20 protein-coding genes are annotated in these 20,430 nt (G+C 58.3%); 11 read left to right on the top strand and 9 right to left on the bottom strand.

Features of this window, described 5'->3' with window-relative positions:
* Nucleotides 1–5 precede the first annotated feature (5 nt).
* The 5 genes from N2K86_RS02775 (at nt 6) to yjiA (ending at nt 5,227) form a co-directional block, all read left to right on the top strand.
* Nucleotides 6–518: a 4-hydroxyphenylacetate 3-monooxygenase reductase subunit gene (locus N2K86_RS02775; protein ID WP_260660390.1), complete on the top strand. Its 513-nt coding sequence runs from the start codon at nt 6–8 to the stop codon at nt 516–518.
* Nucleotides 519–697: 179 nt separating this feature from the next.
* Nucleotides 698–1,588, top strand: a complete 891-nt coding sequence (locus N2K86_RS02770) for a helix-turn-helix transcriptional regulator (RefSeq protein ID WP_260660389.1) — start codon at nt 698–700, stop codon at nt 1,586–1,588.
* Between the two features lie 217 nt (nt 1,589–1,805).
* On the top strand, nt 1,806–3,959 hold the full coding sequence (locus N2K86_RS02765; protein WP_100165532.1) for a carbon starvation CstA family protein: 2,154 nt from the start codon (nt 1,806–1,808) through the stop codon (nt 3,957–3,959).
* 100 nt (nt 3,960–4,059) lie between these two features.
* A complete protein-coding gene (locus tag N2K86_RS02760; RefSeq protein ID WP_003856610.1) occupies nt 4,060–4,263 on the top strand; it encodes a YbdD/YjiX family protein in 204 nt (67 codons plus the stop codon).
* A gap of 10 nt (nt 4,264–4,273) precedes the next feature.
* On the top strand, nt 4,274–5,227 hold the full coding sequence (gene yjiA / locus N2K86_RS02755) for a GTPase (protein ID WP_260660388.1): 954 nt from the start codon (nt 4,274–4,276) through the stop codon (nt 5,225–5,227).
* Between the two features lie 63 nt (nt 5,228–5,290).
* On the opposite strand, the gene N2K86_RS02750 is transcribed toward yjiA, so the two are convergent.
* The gene (locus N2K86_RS02750; protein WP_260660387.1) at nt 5,291–6,649 is read right to left on the bottom strand and encodes an esterase-like activity of phytase family protein; all 1,359 of its coding nucleotides are present in this window, start codon (nt 6,647–6,649) and stop codon (nt 5,291–5,293) included.
* Nucleotides 6,650–7,059: 410 nt separating this feature from the next.
* Here N2K86_RS02750 and N2K86_RS02745 point away from each other — a divergent pair, with 410 nt between their 5' ends.
* Nucleotides 7,060–7,605, top strand: coding sequence for a YfaZ family protein (locus N2K86_RS02745; RefSeq protein WP_260660386.1), 546 nt, complete (start codon nt 7,060–7,062; stop codon nt 7,603–7,605).
* Between the two features lie 172 nt (nt 7,606–7,777).
* Here the strand turns inward: N2K86_RS02745 and N2K86_RS02740 are convergent, their stop codons facing one another.
* A complete protein-coding gene (locus N2K86_RS02740) occupies nt 7,778–9,148 on the bottom strand; it encodes an NAD-dependent succinate-semialdehyde dehydrogenase (protein WP_260660385.1) in 1,371 nt (456 codons plus the stop codon).
* Between the two features lie 151 nt (nt 9,149–9,299).
* Between N2K86_RS02740 and N2K86_RS02735 the strand changes: the two genes are divergently transcribed.
* The 3 genes from N2K86_RS02735 to N2K86_RS02725 are packed head-to-tail and all read left to right on the top strand — an operon-like array spanning nt 9,300 to nt 12,019.
* On the top strand, nt 9,300–10,043 hold the full coding sequence (locus tag N2K86_RS02735) for a helix-turn-helix transcriptional regulator (RefSeq protein WP_260660384.1): 744 nt from the start codon (nt 9,300–9,302) through the stop codon (nt 10,041–10,043).
* Nucleotides 10,044–10,090: 47 nt separating this feature from the next.
* Nucleotides 10,091–10,744, top strand: a complete 654-nt coding sequence (locus tag N2K86_RS02730; RefSeq protein ID WP_260660383.1) for a LysE family translocator — start codon at nt 10,091–10,093, stop codon at nt 10,742–10,744.
* A gap of 3 nt (nt 10,745–10,747) precedes the next feature.
* Nucleotides 10,748–12,019: a DUF445 domain-containing protein gene (locus N2K86_RS02725; RefSeq protein WP_260660382.1), complete on the top strand. Its 1,272-nt coding sequence runs from the start codon at nt 10,748–10,750 to the stop codon at nt 12,017–12,019.
* On the opposite strand, the gene N2K86_RS02720 is transcribed toward N2K86_RS02725, so the two are convergent.
* From N2K86_RS02720 to N2K86_RS02695, 6 genes are all read right to left on the bottom strand, one after another.
* A complete protein-coding gene (locus tag N2K86_RS02720; protein ID WP_260660381.1) occupies nt 12,016–13,092 on the bottom strand; it encodes a DUF2955 domain-containing protein in 1,077 nt (358 codons plus the stop codon). The two genes, N2K86_RS02725 and N2K86_RS02720, sit on opposite strands and share 4 nt — an antisense overlap.
* Nucleotides 13,082–14,149 (bottom strand): HlyD family secretion protein, encoded by a 1,068-nt coding sequence (locus N2K86_RS02715; RefSeq protein WP_260661621.1) that lies wholly within the window; start codon nt 14,147–14,149, stop codon nt 13,082–13,084. The genes N2K86_RS02720 and N2K86_RS02715 overlap by 11 nt, the downstream gene beginning before the upstream one ends.
* A complete protein-coding gene (locus tag N2K86_RS02710; protein ID WP_221551627.1) occupies nt 14,146–14,616 on the bottom strand; it encodes a MarR family winged helix-turn-helix transcriptional regulator in 471 nt (156 codons plus the stop codon). Before N2K86_RS02710 ends, N2K86_RS02715 begins: the two co-directional genes overlap by 4 nt.
* 149 nt (nt 14,617–14,765) lie before the next feature.
* Complete coding sequence (locus N2K86_RS02705; RefSeq protein WP_260660380.1) at nt 14,766–15,461, bottom strand: ArsR/SmtB family transcription factor; 696 nt, start codon at nt 15,459–15,461, stop codon at nt 14,766–14,768.
* Nucleotides 15,462–15,529: 68 nt separating this feature from the next.
* Entirely contained in the window at nt 15,530–15,853 is a 324-nt protein-coding gene (locus N2K86_RS02700; protein ID WP_260660379.1) for an antibiotic biosynthesis monooxygenase family protein, read from the bottom strand.
* Between the two features lie 152 nt (nt 15,854–16,005).
* Complete coding sequence (locus N2K86_RS02695; protein ID WP_260660378.1) at nt 16,006–17,421, bottom strand: aldehyde dehydrogenase family protein; 1,416 nt, start codon at nt 17,419–17,421, stop codon at nt 16,006–16,008.
* Between the two features lie 100 nt (nt 17,422–17,521).
* Between N2K86_RS02695 and N2K86_RS02690 the strand changes: the two genes are divergently transcribed.
* Entirely contained in the window at nt 17,522–18,424 is a 903-nt protein-coding gene (locus N2K86_RS02690; RefSeq protein WP_260660377.1) for a LysR family transcriptional regulator, read from the top strand.
* On the opposite strand, the gene N2K86_RS02685 is transcribed toward N2K86_RS02690, so the two are convergent.
* Nucleotides 18,411–18,890, bottom strand: a complete 480-nt coding sequence (locus N2K86_RS02685; RefSeq protein WP_014882392.1) for a carboxymuconolactone decarboxylase family protein — start codon at nt 18,888–18,890, stop codon at nt 18,411–18,413. The genes N2K86_RS02690 and N2K86_RS02685 overlap by 14 nt on opposite strands.
* Before the next feature lie 101 nt (nt 18,891–18,991).
* On the opposite strand from N2K86_RS02685, the gene pdxR reads away from it, so the two are divergent.
* Nucleotides 18,992–20,380, top strand: a complete 1,389-nt coding sequence (gene pdxR / locus N2K86_RS02680; protein WP_260660376.1) for a MocR-like pyridoxine biosynthesis transcription factor PdxR — start codon at nt 18,992–18,994, stop codon at nt 20,378–20,380.
* Nucleotides 20,381–20,430: the final 50 nt, after the last annotated feature.

Below are 20,430 nucleotides of genomic sequence, written 5' to 3'. Positions count from 1 at the left end.
TTGCAATGCATTCAGATGAACAACGCCTGCGTTTTCGCGACGCGATGAGCAGCCTGTCGGCTGCGGTTAATGTGGTCACCACCGAGGGCGAGGCGGGCCGCTGCGGTATCACCGCCACCGCCGTCTGCTCGGTGACGGACACGCCGCCGTCGATCATGGTGTGCATCAACGCCAACAGCGCCATGAACCCGGTCTTTCAGGGTAATGGCAGGCTGTGCGTCAATGTGCTGAACCATGAACAGGAGATCATGGCTCGCCATTTCGCCGGGATGACCGGCATGGCCATGGAGGAGCGCTTTGCCCTCTCCTGCTGGCAGAAAGGCCCACTGGCGCAGCCGGTGCTCAAGGGCGCGCTCGCCAGCCTGGAAGGGGAGATAAGCCAGGTGCAAACCATCGGCACGCATCTTGTTTATCTCGTTGAAATTAAAAACATCATCCTCAGTGAAGAGGGCCACGGCCTGATCTATTTCAAACGCCGCTTCCATCCCGTGATGATGGAGTTTGAAGCTGCCGTTTAATCCCTTCTCGCGCTGACCTTTCTTCGGTCAGCGCGGCTTTCTACAAAAAACCCCTAAGGTTTCCGCAAAAGCACGCCGTTATATAACCATAAGAGAAATTTTCTGTGCCTGAATACTGACACCCCGTGTCAGTGCCACCCGCATCATTCAGCGCCGACCCCAATATACAGGAAGACCTTATGGCTAAATCGACGCGGAGCCGCTCGGCTGAACGTCTGGTCGATATTCTGGTTGAGCTACATTTACACGGTGTGGTAAACCGCAGTGCGCTCATGGATAAATTTAAAATTACCGAGCGCACCGTCTACCGCGATTTAAATGCACTCTCCCCGATTGTTGAACATACCGGAAATGGGCTATATCGACTCATTCATTCAGCGCAATCTCCCGGCTCGCAAGGACTGCACCACACCCTTGCTAACTTTCTGAATGCTGACAGTTTTTTCCCTGATCGCAATGCTGAGTTTTGGCAGAAACTCGAAAACCGCGTTGATGAAAATCATATTCTTATTCTTGGCAACGACGCTGAGCACACCGTACACCGTGATATTGGTCGTTATTTACCGAAAATTGAGAGATCGATTAAAAACCATAATGTTTGTCAGATCGTTTATAAAGGTAAAACCCGTCTGATTAATCCTTATAAACTCATTAACAAAAAAAATATATGGTATTTACAAGCCACCGAGAATAGCAGGTTAAAATCCTTTTCGCTGAGCCAGATTCGCTGGATGGATATTCAGGAAAGCACATTTATTCCTGAAGAGAGCGTGATTGAACTGCTGGAGAAAAGCCTCGATCCCTGGGTATCTGAAGATACTTTCGAAGTGAAAATATTTATCAACGATAATATTTCACATTACTTTATGCGACGCGATCTTCTGCCGGAACAAGAACTGCTCGAAGACCATCACGATGGCGTCACGCTCCGCTGTCAGGCGGCACATGAGAACCAAATTTTGCCGCTGCTTTTGTACTGGCTGCCAAACATTCACATTTTAGAACCTGTCTGGCTGAGGGAAAAGCTGGTGACGACCCTGACAACCTATCTGGCTGAGTGCACGGCATAGCTAACTGCGTGATCTCAATCACATATTTTCTCCCGCTGGCGGCGAGCCTGAACCACTCGCCCTCACCTTTGACCGCTCACCCATCACTTTCAACCACTCACTCATTTACCGTCCTTTACACGCGCGAGGATCTGGCACGATCCCTCCAGCATTAATCAATACCTCCTCACAACGAACCCTGACCCTTTTTTCTTTACATAAAAAACCAGGTCTTACTATGGATACTAAAAAACTACTGAAGCACGTGCCCTGGGCCTTACTCGGGATCCTCGGCGCTTTCTGTCTGGCGGTTGTCGCATTACGCCGGGGCGAACACGTAAGCGCCCTGTGGATCGTAGTCGCGTCCGTTTCCGTCTATCTTGTGGCTTATCGCTACTACAGCTTGTACATCGCGCAGAAGGTCATGAAGCTCGACCCGACGCGCGCCACTCCGGCGGTCATTAACAACGACGGTCTGAACTACGTGCCAACCAACCGCTACGTGCTGTTTGGTCACCACTTTGCCGCTATCGCCGGTGCAGGCCCGCTGGTCGGCCCGGTGCTGGCCGCGCAGATGGGCTACCTGCCGGGTACCCTGTGGCTCCTCGCTGGCGTGGTGCTGGCGGGTGCGGTGCAGGACTTTATGGTGCTGTTTATCTCTTCTCGCCGTAACGGCGCGTCTCTGGGTGAGATGGTCAAAGAAGAGATGGGCCGCGTGCCGGGGACTATCGCCCTGTTCGGCTGCTTCCTGATTATGATCATCATCCTCGCGGTGCTGGCTCTGATCGTGGTGAAAGCGCTGGCCGAAAGCCCGTGGGGTGTCTTCACCGTCTGCTCAACCGTGCCGATTGCGCTGTTCATGGGTATCTACATGCGCTTCCTGAGACCGGGACGCGTGGGTGAAGTGTCAGTGATTGGTATCGTGCTGCTGGTGGCCTCCATCTACTTCGGCGGCGTGATTGCGCACGACCCGTACTGGGGCCCGGCGCTGACCTTCAAGGACACCACCATTACCTTCGCACTGATTGGCTATGCGTTTATCTCCGCGCTGCTGCCGGTCTGGCTGATTCTGGCCCCGCGTGACTACCTGGCGACCTTCCTGAAAATCGGCGTTATCGTCGGTCTGGCGATCGGTATCCTGGTGATTAACCCGGACCTGAAAATGCCTGCGGTAACGCAGTACATCGACGGCACCGGCCCGCTGTGGAAAGGCGCCCTGTTCCCGTTCCTGTTCATCACCATCGCCTGCGGTGCGGTCTCTGGCTTCCACGCCCTGATTGCCTCCGGTACCACGCCTAAGCTGCTGGCGAACGAGAAAGATGCGCGTCTGATCGGCTACGGCGCGATGCTGATGGAGTCCTTCGTGGCGATCATGGCGCTGGTTGCAGCCTCCATCATCGAACCGGGTCTGTACTTCGCGATGAACACCCCGCCTGCTGGCCTCGGCATTACCATGCCAAACCTGCACGAGATGGGCGGTGACAACGCGGCGCTGATTATGGCGCAGCTGAAAGACGCGAGCGCACACGCGGCGGCGACCGTCAGCTCCTGGGGCTTCGTGATTTCGCCTGAGCAGATCATGCAGACCGCGAAAGACATCGGCGAACCGTCCGTGCTGAACCGCGCCGGTGGCGCACCGACGCTGGCTGTCGGTATCGCACACGTGTTCCACAAAGTGCTGCCGTGGGCGGACATGGGCTTCTGGTACCACTTCGGTATTCTGTTTGAAGCGCTGTTCATCCTGACCGCGCTGGACGCCGGTACCCGTGCGGGCCGCTTCATGCTGCAGGACCTGCTCGGTAACTTCGTACCGTTCCTGAAGAAAACCGACTCTCTGGTGGCGGGCATTCTGGGTACCGCGGGCTGCGTAGGCCTGTGGGGCTACCTGCTGTATCAGGGCGTTGTTGACCCGCTCGGCGGCGTGAAGAGCCTGTGGCCGCTGTTCGGTATCTCTAACCAGATGCTCGCAGCCGTTGCCCTGGTGCTCGGTACCGTGGTCCTCGTGAAGATGAAACGCACCAAATACATCTGGGTAACGGTAGTTCCTGCGCTTTGGCTGCTGCTCTGCACCACCTGGGCACTTGGCCTGAAGCTGTTCAGCGCCAACCCGCAGCTGGAAGGCTTCTTCTTCATGGCTAACCAGTACAAAGAGAAGATTGCCGCAGGCGGCGCGGACCTGACCGCGCAGCAGATTGCCAACATGAACCATATCGTGGTGAACAACTACACCAACGCGGGTCTGAGCATTCTGTTCCTGGTGGTGGTGTACAGCATCATCTTCTACGGCATCAAAACCTGGATGAACGTGCGCAACGCCGACGGTCGTACGGATAAAGAAACCCCGTACGTACCGGTGCCGGAAGGCGGCGTGAAGACCTCTTCACACCATTAATCCGCAATCCTCCCCCTCTCCCTTTGGGAGAGGGCTGGGGTGAGGGGAACACAAGCCCAGCGGACTCACATCGCCGGGCTTTTTCTGTCTGGAACCCACAATGTTTGGTAACTTAGGCGAAGCAAAAAAATACCTCGGTCAGGCGGCGAAAATGCTGATTGGCATTCCGGACTATGACAACTACGTTGAGCATATGAAGACCAACCATCCGGATAAGCCGTACATGACCTACACCGAATTCTTCCGCGAGCGTCAGGAAGCGCGCTACGGCGGAAGTGGAGAAGGCGGCGTCCGCTGCTGCTAAAGGAGAGACCATGACCCCGATTGCCGTTACTCTGCTGACCGGTTTTCTCGGCGCCGGTAAAACCACCCTGCTGCGCCACATTCTGAATGAACAGCACGGCTTCAAAATCGCCGTCATCGAAAACGAATTTGGCGAAGTCTCGGTTGACGATCAGCTGATTGGCGATCGCGCCACGCAGATCAAAACCCTCACTAACGGCTGCATCTGCTGCACCCGCTCTAACGAATTAGAAGATGCCCTGCTGGACCTGCTCGACAGCCGCGACCGCGGTGAAATCGACTTCGACCGCCTGGTGATCGAGTGCACCGGCATGGCCGACCCCGGCCCGATTATTCAGACCTTTTTCTCTCACGAGATCCTCTGCCAGCGCTACCTGCTGGACGGCGTGATTGCCCTTGTCGATGCGGTCCACGCCGACGAGCAGATGAACCAGTTCACCATCGCCCAGTCTCAGGTGGGTTACGCCGACCGCATCCTGCTGACCAAAACCGATGTGGCGGGCAGCAGTGAAAAACTGCGCGATCGTCTGACCCGCATTAACTCCCGCGCGCCGATTTACACGGTGACGCATGGCGACATCGATCTGTCTCAGCTGTTCAACACCAACGGCTTTATGCTGGAAGAGAACGTCACCGCAAAACCGCGCTTCCACTTTATGGGGGATAAGCAAAACGACGTGGCGTCGATTGTGGTGGAGCTCGACTACCCGGTGGACATCGGTGAGGTTTCGCGCGTGATGGAGAACCTGCTGCTGTCGTTTGCCGACAAGCTGCTGCGCTACAAAGGGATGCTTTGGATTGACGGCGAGCCCAACCGCCTGCTGTTCCAGGGCGTGCAGCGCCTGTACAGCGCCGACTGGGACAGACCGTGGGGCGATGAAGCGCCGCGCAGCGTGATGGTGTTTATTGGCATCCAGCTGCCGGAAGAGGAAATTCGGGCGGCGTTTGCGGGGCTAAAAAAATAACTACACCGAACCATCCCCTCTCCCCTATGGGGAGAGGGCCAGGGTGAGGGGTAAGCCCTGGTATTATTTCACCGCCTCCGGCAGCGTCACAATCCAAAGCTCGCTGTCCGACTCCGGCTTCTTCAGCGGCTTCACGCTGAGCGTGGTTTCCACCGGTTTATCATCGAGCGTCAACTTGCCTTCCGCGTTCACCCGATAATCCTTGAGCTTCTTGCCCTCGACCGGGTGTTGCATCGCCACCTTCACGCCAAAGTCATTATCGTTCGCCACCGCAAGCCGTTTGCTGTCGATCAGCGCCAGCCCTTCGGCCTTCTCCTGCTGCCAGCCCAGCGCGCGCAAATCAACGACCTGCGTTTTTGCTGCAAGGGTAATGCCGCGCTGCGCCAGGATTTTCTCATCATCAAACTCCGGGTACTCGCCCGGCTTGTCAAAGGCAGCCAGATCGCTCGCCTTGCTAAGATCCACCTTGTAAATCAGGTTACGCATCCCGTCGTTTTTATCGCTTCCCTGCTCAATCAGCAGGATGTGCTGGTCATCGAGCGCCACGATGTCGCCGATTTTGGCGTCGCTGTTTTTACTGTAGGCCGCGCTGTCGATAGGGTAGCCGTACATCGCGGTTTTGCCGGTCGCCGGGTCGAAGCTCACCAGACGGGTAAACAGCGCCTGCTTTTTGCTCTTACCGTCGATATCCAGCGTGCTTTGCACGGCGGCGATAATTCGCCCGTCCGGCATGCGGGTCAGGCCTTCAAAGCCCCGGTTAGGCTGGCGCCATTTGATAATGTTTGGCAGACCGCCCGCGATGGATTTCTCCCCTTCCGCCGCCTGCGGTCCGTGGATCGCCAGGATCTTCCCTTTGCTGTCGACGTTAATCAGAAACGGACCATACTCATCGCACAGCCAGTAGCCGCCTTTGCCATCCGGCGTGATGCCTTCCGTGTCCAGCCCGCGGTTGTCGCCCTGCAGAATGTTTAGCGTGTCGCTGAATGCCACTTCATTGGTGGAGCCAATCACGCCGCTTTGCAGCGGCAGACCGTTAATCTCGCCGTTATCGTCATGCAGCGGGCGGGCATCCGTTGCCTCTGCCTTACCGTTCTGGACGCGAATGGTCATCAGCAGCGGCGCGAAATCTGGCGTGACAAATATTTTGGCTTCGTTTTTACCCCTTTTTGGCGCATCGGCGTTTGGACCGCGATCGGTCACGGTCGCAAAAGTCAGGGCGTCGCCCTGCTTGCCGGTAAACAGCAGCCCAGAGCCAATCCCCACCGGGAGTCCGTTCGGAAACGCGCTGGCAAACGCGCCGCTGTATTTCACATGCGAGCCTTCAGGGAAGCTGACGATATAGCGCTCTGCGGTAGGTTGTGCCGCCACGGCAGAGAATGAGAGCACACAGCCCATGAGCACAGGAATGATTTTTCTTTTCATGTTGTTAGCATCCAGTTAGTGAAGCCAACACCGTAATGAAGAAACATGTCAGAAAAATGACATGAAAGGACAACGGATCTGCACAAAATTACGTATAGCAACCACCAGAAATGTAAACCTCTGTCTTTATCTGTGACAATGGAAACAATTTTGGAAATTATTAGAAACTCAATTAATTCATCTCAAATGGCTTTCTTTGCCTCGTTCAGCTGTCGTTTAGCCAAAAATATAAACTCTTCCTAAACGCGAATTTATTTGCCATTGACGACCTTCTAAACAAACAATTTGGCAACAGATAAAGATTAAATATCCAACAAAAACAGTATAAAACCGCGATAGATATCACATTTGCAGTCATAAACATCCGTTGTTAAGGTGCCCTCAGTTTAATTTGATAACGAGGAACACTCATGAAAAAGCTCAACGTACTCATCCTTTCCGCCCTGACCGTGGTATCTGGCTCCGCACTGGCAATGGGCGGCAGCATTGAGCAGGGTAAAAACTTTACTAACCTCAATCTGGAAATGGGGAAATCCTCATCCGGTCTGTACGCTGAAAGCAACTGGCTGAAAAACACTGACGACGGCACCCAGACCGGCGGCGTGGGCGCAGGCTACAACCTGGAAGTGGGTCCGGTCATGCTGAATGCGGGTGCGAAAGCTATCTACATCGGCCCGAAAAAAGGCGATAACGGCGTAGCGTTCCCAATCGGTGGCGGCGTAAACGTGGCCCTGACCGACAGCATCAACGTCTTCGGAGAAGGCTATGTGGCACCAGACGGCCTGAACAACAGCGTGAAAAACTACGTCGAAGCTAACGGCGGCGTTAGCTGGACCCCAATCAAACCGGTTACGCTGAAAGTGGGTTACCGCCACGTGAGCGTTGACGGCAAAGATGGTCGTCCAAACCACACCCTGATTGACGGGGCATATGTAGGCGGTGGAGTGTCCTTCTAAGCCTGTTTGCGCGTTTCGCCCGGCGGCGCTACGCTTGCACGGGCCTACAATGAAAGGGGCAATATATTAAAATTATTGCACATTGTAGGCCGGGTAAGCGCAGCGCCACCCGGCAAGAAAGGCGATGACATTGTCTATGCAAGCCTGCCGGTTGGCAGGTTTTTTTTACTTCTTACTTACGCACGACCACCAGCTTCTGGTTCACAAACTCTTTGATCCCCAGGTCCGACAGCTCGCGTCCATAACCGGACCGCTTCACGCCGCCAAACGGCAGTTCTGCCGCAGTATCGGTGAGCCAGTTGATATACACCATCCCGGTCTCAATCCGGGATGCCATTTTCTTCGCACGCTCGATATCCTGGCTGAACACCGCGCCGCCCAGGCCGTAGTGGGAGTCGTTCGCCAGCGCGACAGCCTCGTCATCGCTTTTTACCACATACATCTGCGCTACCGGGCCGAAGAATTCTTCGAAATACGCCGGGTTGTCGCGGGAGATATTCGTCAGGATCGTCGGTTCAAAGAAGCTCCCGTCGCGCTGAACGGGCTTGCCACCATGGTGCAGCGTCGCGCCGTTTTTCACCGCCTCGTTAACCTGTTTGGTCAGCGTTTCGAGCGCATCTTTAGACGACAGCGGCCCCAGCGTGGTGGTTTCGTCCAGCGGATCGCCAATCCTCACCTGCTTAAACGCCTCGGTGAATTTGCTCAGGAACGAATCGGCAATCTTCTCGTGCAGGATAAAGCGCTTCGCCGCGGTGCAGACCTGTCCGGCGTTGTTGAGCCGCGCATTCACACCAATCTTCACGGCTTTATCAAGGTCGGCATCGTCCAGCACCACGAACACATCGTTACCGCCCAGCTCCAGCGTCGATTTCTTAATGTGCTTCGCTGCCTGCGCCGCTACAACACTGCCTGCTTTTTCGGAACCGGTCAGCGCCGCCCCCTGCACGCGATCGTCAGCAATAATATTTGCCACCTGATCCGAAGAGATAAACAGATTGGTCCATGCCCCTTCCGGCGCCCCCGCCTCGCGCACCAGATGCGCAAAGGTTTCGGCGCAGTGCGGGACGATACTGGCATGCTTGGCGATCACCGGGTTGCCCGCCGCCAGGTTTGGTGCCAGGACGCGCATCAGCTGGTAATACGGGAAGTTCCACGGCTCAACGGCCATCAGCACGCCGATGGGGTGGTGCTCCACCCACGCTTCCCCGAGCTCAGAGTCGTACTTCACTGGAGCCAGGAACCGCTTCGCGTTGTCGGCGTAGTAGCGGGCGATCTGCGCGCACAGCTTTACCTCACCGCGGCTTTGTTCGATGAGCTTACCCATCTCCTGACTGGCGATTTTAGCCAGTTCCTCCACGCGCTCGTCGATCAGGTCGGCAAGCTTATGCAGCACCGGCAGGCGCTGGTTAATGTCGCCTTTCGCCCAATCCGAATGGTAAAGCGCATCGGCCGCTCTGAGCGCCGCTTCGATATCCGCATCGGTATGTGAGGGGTATTCTTTGATGAGCTGGTTAGTGGCAGGATTTACTGTCTGATAAGCCATGTCGAATCTCCTTGTTTTACCGCTTAGGGTATTAAGGGTAGTCAACATGACTGGCTCTGGACGTAAAGTTGGGTATATCCGGAAGGTTCTTAATGAAGCACTGCCAGACGGGTCGCTGACGTGGTATAAAAAACCTTCAGAAGGAGCGCCCATGACCGATACCCGACACGTCCGTCAGACTTTTCACCGCGCCTCAGGCCTTGAGCTGCGCAGCACGTGGCAGAGTACGCAGGCGTATAAACGCCATAGTCACCCTCAGCTTTCCATCGGCGCGATTGTGGAGGGCCAGACCTGCTGCCTGTGTCATGACAGAGAATACATCCTTAACCCAGGGGACCTCATTGTGATCCCGGCCTCTGCGCCGCACAGCTGCAACCCCGTCGCCGGACAGCCGCGCAGCTACCATATGCTCTATATCGACACCCAGCATCCTCTGGCGCTCCAGGTCATTCGTCACCCAGCCCTCTTTGCGCATTACCTGGAGGTGGTTAACAGCCTGTCCCCTGCGTCCGTGAACAGGCTGCTGTCAGCCCTTCCCCGCAGCGTGGAAAACGCAGAGGCGCTTCGCTCAACCAGTCAGCACGTGCGGCAGGCGTTTCTTGCCGACCTGGCCGCACCGCCTTCGCTTGACGAACTTGCCCAACGATTCTCGCTGCGCAAGGAGACGCTGATCCGCACCTTTAGGCAGGACACCGGCCTGACGCCGGGCAGCTTCCTCAACATCTCCCGCGTGGAATACGCCAAGGCGCGGCTGCGTGCCGGGGATGGCATTGCCGACGTCAGCTACCAGAGCGGCTTTGCCGACCAGAGCCATTTTCATAAAACCTTCGTGAGCTATACCGCCGCCACGCCGCGCCAGTACGCGACGGGCCGATCAATATCAGACAATAAATAGATTTTTCATCACCGTAGTCTGACCTCAGATTGTTAACTGAGGTTGCTATGGAACTGTTCTTCCCTTCCGCTTTTCTCGCCCTGGCGCTGGCGCATTTTGTTGCCCTGTTAAGCCCGGGTCCGGACTTCTTCCTGCTGGTGGGCTACGCCGCGCGCTACCGGCTTCGCGGCAGCGCTGGATTGTGCGTCGGCATCGCCGCGGGTAATGGGCTTTATATCTTACTGGTCATTATCGGCTGGAGCGCGCTGCGCCAGTTTGCCTGGCTGTTTACTCTGATAGAGCTTTGCGGCGCGCTGTACCTGCTGTGGATTGGCTCGCATCTGGTGCGCAGTCGACCTCAGTCGCTGGCGCTGAATGAAACTCACCAGCGCTTTCCTTCGCTGCGTAAGCAGATCCTGCTGGGGCTCGGTTCGGCGCTGTTAAACCCGAAGAATGCGCTGTTCTATCTAGCGCTGATGACGGCGCTACTGGGGCCGGACGTGACGCTGCTTCAGCAGGCGACGTGCGGCATCTGGATGGTGATGGTGGTGCTGGCGTGGGATCTGGCGCTGGTGTCGCTGATGGGGCTGTCGGCGATACAACAGAAGCTCAGCCGTTCGCTGTGGTGGATTGAGCGCACGGCGGGTGTGGTGCTGATGGGGTTTGGCGGGTGGGTGTTGTGGCGGTTTTTGCACTTTCCCCCCGCTTCCCTCTATCCTTAACCCATGGAAAAAATAGCCGAACTCAAACGCGCCAAGCTTCTCGCGCTGTCGCTGCTGCTGATTGCCGCCGCAGCGTTTATCACCACCCTGTTCCTGCCGCAGACCTTCTGGGTGCGCGGCGTGAAGGCCATTGCCGAGGCGGCGATGGTCGGCGCGCTGGCAGACTGGTTTGCCGTGGTTGCACTGTTCCGCCGGGTGCCCATTCCGTTTATCTCGCGCCATACGGCGATTATCCCGCGTAATAAAGACCGAATCGGCGACAATCTCGGCCAGTTCGTCCAGGAGAAGTTTCTCGACACGCAATCGCTGGTCGCGTTGATTCGCCGCTATGAACCTGCCCAGATGATCGGCGACTGGTTCAGCAAGCCCGACAACGCCCAGCGCGTCGGGCTGCACTTAATGCAGGTGATGAGCGGTTTTCTGGAACTCACCGACGACGGGCGCATTCAGCGTCTGCTCAAACGGGCGGTGCATAAGGCCATCGACAAGGTCGATCTCACCGAAACCAGCGCCGTGATGCTGGAGAGCATGACCAAAAACAACCGCCACCAGGTGCTGCTGGACGCCATCATCAACCGTCTGATTACCCTGATTCAGCGGGAGAGCACGCGAGAGTTTATCTCTGACCAGATAGTCCACTGGCTGAAGACCGAACATCCGCGCAAAGCGATGGTGCTGCCCACCGAGTGGCTGGGCGACCAAAGCGCGGAGATGGTGTCGAACGCGGTGAATACGCTGCTGGACGATATCAGCCACGACCGTACGCACCAGATCCGCCAGGCGTTTGACCGCGCCACGATCAAGCTTATCGACAACCTGAAAAACGATCCGGAGATGGCGGCGAAAGCCGACAACATCAAGCACTACCTGAAAAACGACGAGGCGTTTAACCGCTATCTGGGGGAGATGTGGGCCGACCTGCGCCAGTGGCTGAAAGCGGATATGCAAAGTGAAGATTCGCGCGTGAAGCAGCGCATCGCCAACGCCGGGCTGTGGTTTGGCGAAACGCTGTCTAATGACGCCAGCCTGCGGGCGTCGCTGAACGAGCATCTGGAGCAGGCCGCGCACCGCCTGGCGCCGGATTTCGCCGCGTTCCTGACGCGCCACATCAGCGACACGGTCAAAAGCTGGGACGCCAAAGACATGTCACGCCAGATTGAGCTTAACATCGGTAAAGATCTGCAGTTTATCCGCGTCAACGGTACGCTGGTAGGCGGGACGATTGGCCTGATCCTGTTCTTACTCTCGCAACTGCCCGCCGTGCTGGGGCATTAATCCGCTTTGGGCGGCGCGATGACGTAGCGCGTCGCCTCGAAGCGGTTGAGGATCAGGTGCACCAGGAAGACCATCGTCAGCGTTGCGACCAGCGAAAAGGTGACGGAGGTGATGCGGTACAGATCGCTGAACACCAGGTCAGTGTCCGGATGCATGTTCTGCCCGAACATAATGCCGATGGTCGTGATGCTGGAAAACCCCACCCCCGCGCCCACCTTCTCCATCACGTGCAGGCGCGCGCCAAACGCCAGCCCAAGGCCGATCAGGGGCATCATCAATAGCATATGGCTGCTGTGATCGTAGAGGATCAGCTGCACCACCAGAATGTAGAGACAGCCCAGCACCACACCGACCACGCGCCAGATAGAGCTCATCACCGAACCGCGGTAGTGCATGGGGAACAGAATCAAAATTCCCGCCATCAGCGCCGAAAGCGAATCGCTTAAGTCGCTAATCTGGAACACCACGAAAATCAGCGTCGCGACGGTGCCGGAGAGCAGCGATTCGTGGCGCACGCGGGCGCCGTCTTTCTCAATCAGCGGCGGCGGCTTGCGGGGCTCCACATCCGGCAGGAGGTAGTTCATCAGCGCGCTCAGGCACACCGCCATCACACTCGCTTCGATGTTAGAAAACAGCAGCGTGTGCCAGTTGGTCGTGGGGTAGCTCATAAAGTTGAGCATCACGCTCTGACACACCACGCCCATTGAGCCGAACAGGAACAGCGGCCCCTTGCTCATAAAGCGAAAACGCATGACGTACAGGGCAAACACCACCAGCGTCATGATCACCGGCCATTGCGACAAATAGCCGATGATGAAGACCATTTCAACGCAGTTTAACGCGGCGCTGAAGATAAACTGCTTCGCCACGTGGCGGTTAAATACCGGCACCAGCGACAGCAGCATGATCGGGTAGACCACGAAAAAGACGCCGTAGCTGGTGTTGTAGAAGCTGGAGATACTGAGCGCAATCATCCCGGCAAAGACGATACGCAGGGTCTGGCGAAAGTCGTTTGCCGTGTAGACGATGTTGCCGTGCGGGGTAAACACCCGCGCCAGGGTGCTAATAGACATAGTGAAGCAGGCTCACCAGGTGGATCTGCATCCCGGAGAAGAAGCGCGCAAACGGCCCCTCGCTGTTGTAGAGCTGCACGGTAGCGCGTGCGCCGGTCGGTAGATGCTTCGGCAGCGCCTCGTCCAGCGCGATGTGAATGCGCATGCGTTGGGCGTCGCGCACCCAGCGGTTGGAGGTTTCCGGCTCGGAGAGCTGGCCGTTCACGGCCTCCTGACCTGCCAGTATCCCCGCGTCGCTGCTGGTCACATGGGCGCGGAACACCTGTCCCGGGAAGGCGTCAAACACCACGGCGGCGTCGGTGCCCTGATGGGTATGACGCAGGCTCTTCTCGCGGAAATCGGCGACGATATCGGTCTGGTTGTTCACCAGCGCCAGCGCGGCTGAGCCGGACGAAGCGTAAAAGCCTGGGCTTAACTGTAAGTTACTCACCGTGCCGTCCGCTTCTGCGTAAACTTTCGTCCAGCCGAGGTTCAGCTCCGCGTCATCCAGCGCGTTGCGGTATTTTTGCAGCGTCACGTTGCGGTGCTCGTCCCGCTCGCCGCGCTGAATACGCAGGTTATGGATGTTGGCCTGAATGGAACTGACGGACTGCTCGCTGCTCTGCCATGTGGTGCGGACCTTATCCAGATCCGCCTGTGAAACGTTCTGCAGGGTGCTCAGCTTCTGGTAGCGATCAAAGGTCACTTTGTCGTTACGCGCGGTCAGCACGGCGGTTTTCAGGCTGGCCTGCGCGGCGGCGATCTGCGCATCCAGCTGTTCGTTAGAAAGGCGTGCCTGCTCAAGCGCGATTTGCGCCGCTTCCACTTTATTGCGAAACGGCGTGTCGTCGAGCTCAAACAGCAGATCGCCTCTCTTCACCTGGCTGTTGTTATGGACATGTACCGCCGCCACGTAGCCTGAGACGCGCGGAGAAACCGGCGTCACCACGCGCATCACGGTGGAGTCCGGCGTCAGCGGGATCCAGATATCCGCGACGATAAAGTAGACAAACATCAGCAGGAAAGAGGCAATACTCACCCTTACCCAGCGGGCAAACTTTTGTTCAGGAGTCATTATTTTTCGGTCTTGTTATCTTCTTCGCGGATTGACCGCAAATTGCAGGCGATTTGATTCAGGGTGGCGCTGAAAATGTCGATATGTTCCGGCGCGATGTTTTGCGATACGCGCGCCTGATATGTCTCAATCACCTGAGTGAGCCTTTTTAATATGGCTTTCCCCTCAGGCGTCAGCGTCAGAAGCCGGATGCGCTTGTCATAAGGTGATACGGTGCGCAGCAGGTAACCCTGCTTTTCCAGCTGTGTAAGCGTGCGCATCAGCGGCGGCAGTTCAATACCCTGCACCTCCGCCAGCTCACTCATCGAGACGTTATCCCCGAGCTGATGAAGCTGCATCATCACCGTCCAGCTCGACTGGGTTAACCCGGTATCGAGAATGGCATCGTCGATCACCGCACGCCACTGGCGCACGATCATTGCCATCCGCATGCCCATCGGCCTGCGGCAGAACAGTTCTTCTTCACTCATGGGGGGAACCTCTCGTCACACGCGGCCAAGATAATAGTTATCAGGGTAAGTATCAAGAAACGAGAGGTAAAAGCGCAGGAATTGCGAAAGCGATGTTACTGGAGGCGATATACACGTAGGCCCGGTAAGCGCAGCGCCACCGGGCGTTTTTAGTAGCTAAAAAGCCTCTTAACAGCAGCCTTTCCTGCAGCCGTCACCACCACCTCCCGATACCCCGCCACCCGCTGGAACCAGCCTTCACGCTCCAGATGGGCGAGCAGCGCCGCGCCGGCTTCGCCTCCAAGGTGAAACCGCCGCTCGCTCCAGTCCAGACAGGCGCAGCAGGCCTTCCGACGCGGATGCGCGCTTAACGACATGCCGAGCGTCAGGAACTGCTCCCGGCCATGCAGGGTCAACGCTGAACCGTCAGCCTCCAGCCAGCCTTCCGCCTGCATGAAATCATAGATTTGTACTGCCACCGTACCGGCAAGATGGTCGTAGCAGGTCCGGGCTTCCCGCATGGCTTTCGGCGCGGTAGTTTCCGGCGGGGTAATGCGGCTCCAGGAAAGCCCCATCATCTGCTCCACCAGCGCCGCCACGTCGTGCCCGGCCAGGCGATAATAGCGATGCCGCCCTTGCGACAGGCAGGTAATCAGCTGCCCTTCAACCAGCCGGGCAAGATGCCCGCTGGCGGTCGACGGCGCGACATCTGCCGCCGCGCTCAGTTCGGTGGCCGTCCACGCCCGCCCGTCCATTAGCGCACAGAGCATCTTCACGCGCGACGGATCGGCCATTGCAGCCGCCACCGCGGCAATGGCCAGCTCCAGCGCCGCGTTGTTATCGGGGGGTAAGCTCGTCTTTAGCATTCGTCGCCCAGGGTTCAGTGATCTCAGCGGCCAGCTTATCATCATCCGTCAGCAGAATGGGGTGAACGTCATACATCGGCATGCCCTCCGGTTTCAGAGGTATATTCCCGCAGGACCTGCGCTACCCGAATACGGTAGAAAGAAAAAATCGACGCCTGCCCTTCGGCCTGCGCCGCCTGGTGAAATACGTTCTGCTTCCAGCGGAGGATGGCCTCTTCATCCCGCCACCAGGAAAGGGACAGGATTTTGCCGTCGGTGGTCAGGCTCTGAAAACGTTCGATATCAATAAAGCCGTCGATGTCCGCCAGCAAAGGCTTGAGTTCGGCGGCAAGCTGCAGGTAGCGCGCCTGATGATGAGGCTCCGCTTTGGCTTCAAAAAGGACTGCAATCATGGGTGTCTCTCCGTTGTGAGGGTGAGGAGAGAATGCTGGATGGGAAAACACAATGCTTCGGTAAGGAGCGAAGTATTGTGCCGGATGGCGCTGCGCTTATCCGGCCTACGGGCTCATGTAGGCCCGGTAAGCGTAGCGCCACCGGGCAGGGTTTACCCCAGAATCGACCTCGGCTCCATAAACGCCCGGATCCCCCACTCGCCCATCTCGCGCCCCACGCCGGAGTGCTTAAACCCGCCGAATGGCGCTTTCGGTTCATGGGCAAGCGTGTTCACCAGCACGCGACCGGAAACAATCTGTTGCGCCACGCGTCGCGCGCGGTCCACATCGCCGCCCAGCACCATCGCGCTCAGTCCGTATTCTGTGTCGTTGGCAATAGCGACAGCCTCCGCCTCGTCACGATAGGGGATCGCGCACAGCACCGGGCCGAAAATCTCGTCGCGGGCAATGGTCATCTGGTTGTTCACGTCGGCAAACAGCGTCGGACGCACAAACCAGCCGTCCCGCGTCCCGTCAGGTCGCCCTTCACCACCCGCCAGCAGGTGTGCCCCCTCGTCGAGTCCTTTACGGATATAGCCCTGCACCCGCAGCCACTGCTTTTCGCTGACCATCGGGCCGACGTCCGTCACGCTATTGCGCGGGTCCCCGGATTTCACCGCCGCCACGGCCTGCGCCAGCGCGGTTTCGATCTCCGCCTTACGCGCCTGCGGCACCAGAATGCGCGTTCCGGCCACGCACGCCTGCCCGCTGTTCATAAACCCGGCCTGAATCACCAGCGGGATCGCCTGCGCCAGATCCACATCATCCAACAGGATCGTCGGCGATTTACCGCCTAACTCCAGCGTAACGCGCTTAAAGCTCTCCGCAGCGTTGCGCAGGATCGCCTTGCCGGTATTCGTGGAGCCGGTAAACGAGATTTTTGCCACGTCCGGATGGCGGCTAATGGTCTCCCCCACCGTGTCGCCGCGTCCGGTGACGATGTTAAACACGCCCGGCGGCAGCGCGGCATCGCGCAGCGCTTCGGTCACGATCTGCGTTTGCAGGGCGCTCATTTCGCTCGGCTTGATGACCGCCGTACAGCCCGCCGCCAGCGCGGCCGCCAGCTTGCCGCAGATAAACCCCGCGTCGCTGTTCCACGGCGTAATCAGCCCGGCCACCCCAAGCGGCGTCATCTGTACCGTCGCTGCACCTGCGGTTGTCTTGAACTCAAACGCCTCCAGCGCCTCAATGGCCTGGGCAATCACCTCTGCCGGATAGCTGGCCATCCACGCCGAGCGCGAGGCGGGCGCGCCGTACTCTTCAATGACCGCTTCCAGCAGATCGTCTTGGCGGGCGGCCACGGCGGCATACATGCGTTTCAGCGCCGCGATGCGCTCCTGCTTTGACGTCTGCGACCACGCCGGAAACGCCGCTTTCGCCGCCGCAATGGCGCGCTCTGCGTCAACCTCATCCGCCAGGCGAACCTGGCCGATGACCTGCGCCGTCGCCGGGTTGTACAAATCAAACCACTCGGTGCCGTGCGGGGTAACAAATTCGCCGTTGATAAAAATCTGTTCGATGGTGTGCATATAACCCTCCTCAGGCTGTATGGGCTCAGTCTGACACGGCTTCTCCGTTGCGATAATCCACGCTATGCTGCAAGGGTTGTTTCGATTTTCAGGATAATCTATGCATCGTTCAGGTCTGACAGAGCTGGAAGTGGTGATGGCCGTCGTGCGGCGCGGCAGCTTTCGCGGTGCGGCGCAGGAGCTTGGGATGTCCGCCACGGCGGTGAGCAACGCCATCGCCGGGCTGGAGAGCCGCCTTGATACCCGCCTCTTTAACCGCACCACCCGCAGCGTGGCGCTCACCGACGCCGGACAGCGCTACGTGGCGCGTATCGGCCCGGCGTTGCAGGAGATCCGTCTCGCCGGGGAGGAGATCCACAGCGAAACAGGGGAACCCGCCGGCACGCTGCGTCTGAACGTGCCAAACCATATCGGCACCCTGTTTCTGGACCAGCTGCTGATCGACTTTATGATCCGCTACCCGAAGATGCGCGTGGAAACGGTAAGCGAAGCGAGGATGATCGACATCGTCGCGGAAGGCTATGACGCGGGGATCCGTCTCGAAGAGTCCGTCCCGCAGGACATGATCGCCGTGCCGCTAACCGGCGATATCCGCCAGCTTGTCACCGCCACGCCGGACTATTTTGCCCGTCACGGCACTCCGCAAACGCCGGACGATCTGCTGCAGTACCAGGGGATCGGCATGCGCATGGCCCACGGCGGGATCTACCGCTGGGAGCTGGCGCGTCGGGGTGAAACGTACGCGCTTGCCGTGCCGCCGCGCTTTGCGACGTCCGATCTCTTTGCCTCGATCCGCGCCGTAAAAGCGGGGTTAGGGGTGGGATTTTTACCGGAACTCTATATTCAGGACGAGCTGAAAAGCGGTGAGCTGGTGAGCGTCTTAAACGACTGGGCGCAGCCGTTTGCCGGGCTGCGCCTGTATTACCCCGGCCATCGCCACGTTCCGCCGGGACTGCGGGCGCTGGTGGCGATGATCCGCGAGCGCGGGATTATTCCAGGTTAGCCTTATTCAGCCCGTAAGCCGCGTCCAGCGAGCCGGGCGCCATGCGGGAGGTTATCCCCAGACGGTTCCAGGCGTTGATCGCCACGATGGCGAAGTTCAGCTCTGAAATCTCAACGTCCGAGAAGTGCTCCGCCACGCTGCGGTACAGCGCGTCGCTCACGCCGTGAACGCCAATCTGGGTCAGCGCTTCGGTGAAGGCCAGCGCGGCTTTCTCACGGGCGCTGAACAGCGGGGACTCGCGCCAGGCCGCAAGATGGTACAGGCGCAGCTCGCGCTCGCCGGCAATTTTGGCCTCTTTCGAGTGCATATCCAGGCAGAAGGTGCAGCCGTTCAGCTGCGACACGCGAATGTCGATCAGGTGCTTCAGCGCCGGGTCAATGGAGGTTTTTGCCACCTCCATGCTCAGGGCGGACAGGGCGTTGGCGAGGGCAGGTGTAACTTTATGGTGGTTGACGCGAGTGCTCATTGTCTTTCCTCTTTTTGTGCGGCATGTGCCGTGCGATGCGGCAAATCTACGCCGTTCATGACATAGTAAAAAGATACAAAAAGCGTGAAATGAGGTAGGACATGAAGCCGGGCTATCACGAGATTTATTCCCGCTATCGCGACAACATCTCGCGCGGCGTGCTGAAGCCGGGCGATAAGGTACCCGCCATCCGCGTGCTGGCGGAAGAGCTGAAGGTGGCGCGTAAAACCGTCGAAACGGCCTATGCCATTCTGACGGGTGAAGGGTATCTGGTGAGCCAGGGGGCGCGCGGCACGCGGGTCAACCCGGATTTACTGTTGCCGGATAAAGCTGCCCCTGCGGAACAGCCCACCGGTACGCTTCCGGCATCGCTCATCAGCCAGCGCGAGCGAGCGGGGTTTCTGCGCCCCGGCATCCCGGCCCTCGACAGCTTTCCGTATAAAAAATGGCTGCTGCTGGCGGGCCAGGCGACGCGCGCCATGCGTCAGGAGGAGATGCTCAATCCGCCTGTTCTGGGCTGGTATCCGCTGCGCCAGGCCATCGCCCGCTATCTCAACATCTCGCGCGGGCTGTCCTGCAGCGCCGAACAGGTGCTGATCACCAGCGGCTACAGCGGCAGCCTGCGGCTGATCCTCGACACCCTTGCCAGCCGCAGCGACAAGGTGGTGTTTGAGGATCCGGGCTACTTTATGGGTCAGCAGCTGCTCAAGCGGATCGTGCCGCGGCTGCACACGGTGCCGGTCGATCGCAGCGGCATCGACACGGAATACCTGCTTCGTCACCATCGCGACGCCCGTTTTGCCATCGTCACCCCGTCGCACCAGAGCCCGCTGGCGGTCACCCTCTCCCTGCCGCGTAAACAGCAGCTGCTCGACTGGGCCAGCCAGAACGAGGCGTGGATTATCGAAGACGATTATGACGGAGAGTTTCACTACACCCGCAAGGTGCTGCCATCGCTGAAAAGCCTCGATCGGCACGACCGGGTGATTTTTATGGGTACCTTCAGTAAAACTATCATGCCGTCGCTGCGCATGGGCTACGTGGTGATGCCCGCCAGCACCGTCGGCGCCTTTACCGACTGCGCGGACATCACCACCAGCGGCCAGCCGGTGCTGACGCAAAAGATCCTCACCGCGTTTCTCAACGAAGGACATTTTTTCCGGCACCTGAAAAAAATGCGCGCGCTGTATCAGACCCGCCGCGACTGGATGATTGCCGCCCTGCGCGAGGTGTATGGCGACCTGTTTTTCACCGAGCAGAACGACGGTGGGATGCATATCGTGGCGTTCCTGACCAAAGGAAGCCGTGACCGGGAAGTGGCGCGCTGCTGGCAGGAACAGCAGCTGCAGGTCAATGCGCTTTCGGAGTGGTATCGCGGGTCGGGCAAACGCTACGGGCTGGTGATGGGCTATAACAACGTGCGGTCGTATCAGGAGGCGGTTGAGCTGCTGGAAAGGCCAAAGCGGCAGACGTTTGAGCTGTTGCGCTGAACATCGCCGGGTGGCGGCTGCGCCTTACCCGGCCTACTCGATCCCGTAGG

Origin of the sequence: Enterobacter mori (assembly GCF_025244905.1) — a bacterium.
Lineage (GTDB): Bacteria > Pseudomonadota > Gammaproteobacteria > Enterobacterales > Enterobacteriaceae > Enterobacter > Enterobacter mori_A.
This window is presented reverse-complemented; position numbering and strand designations above follow the sequence as displayed.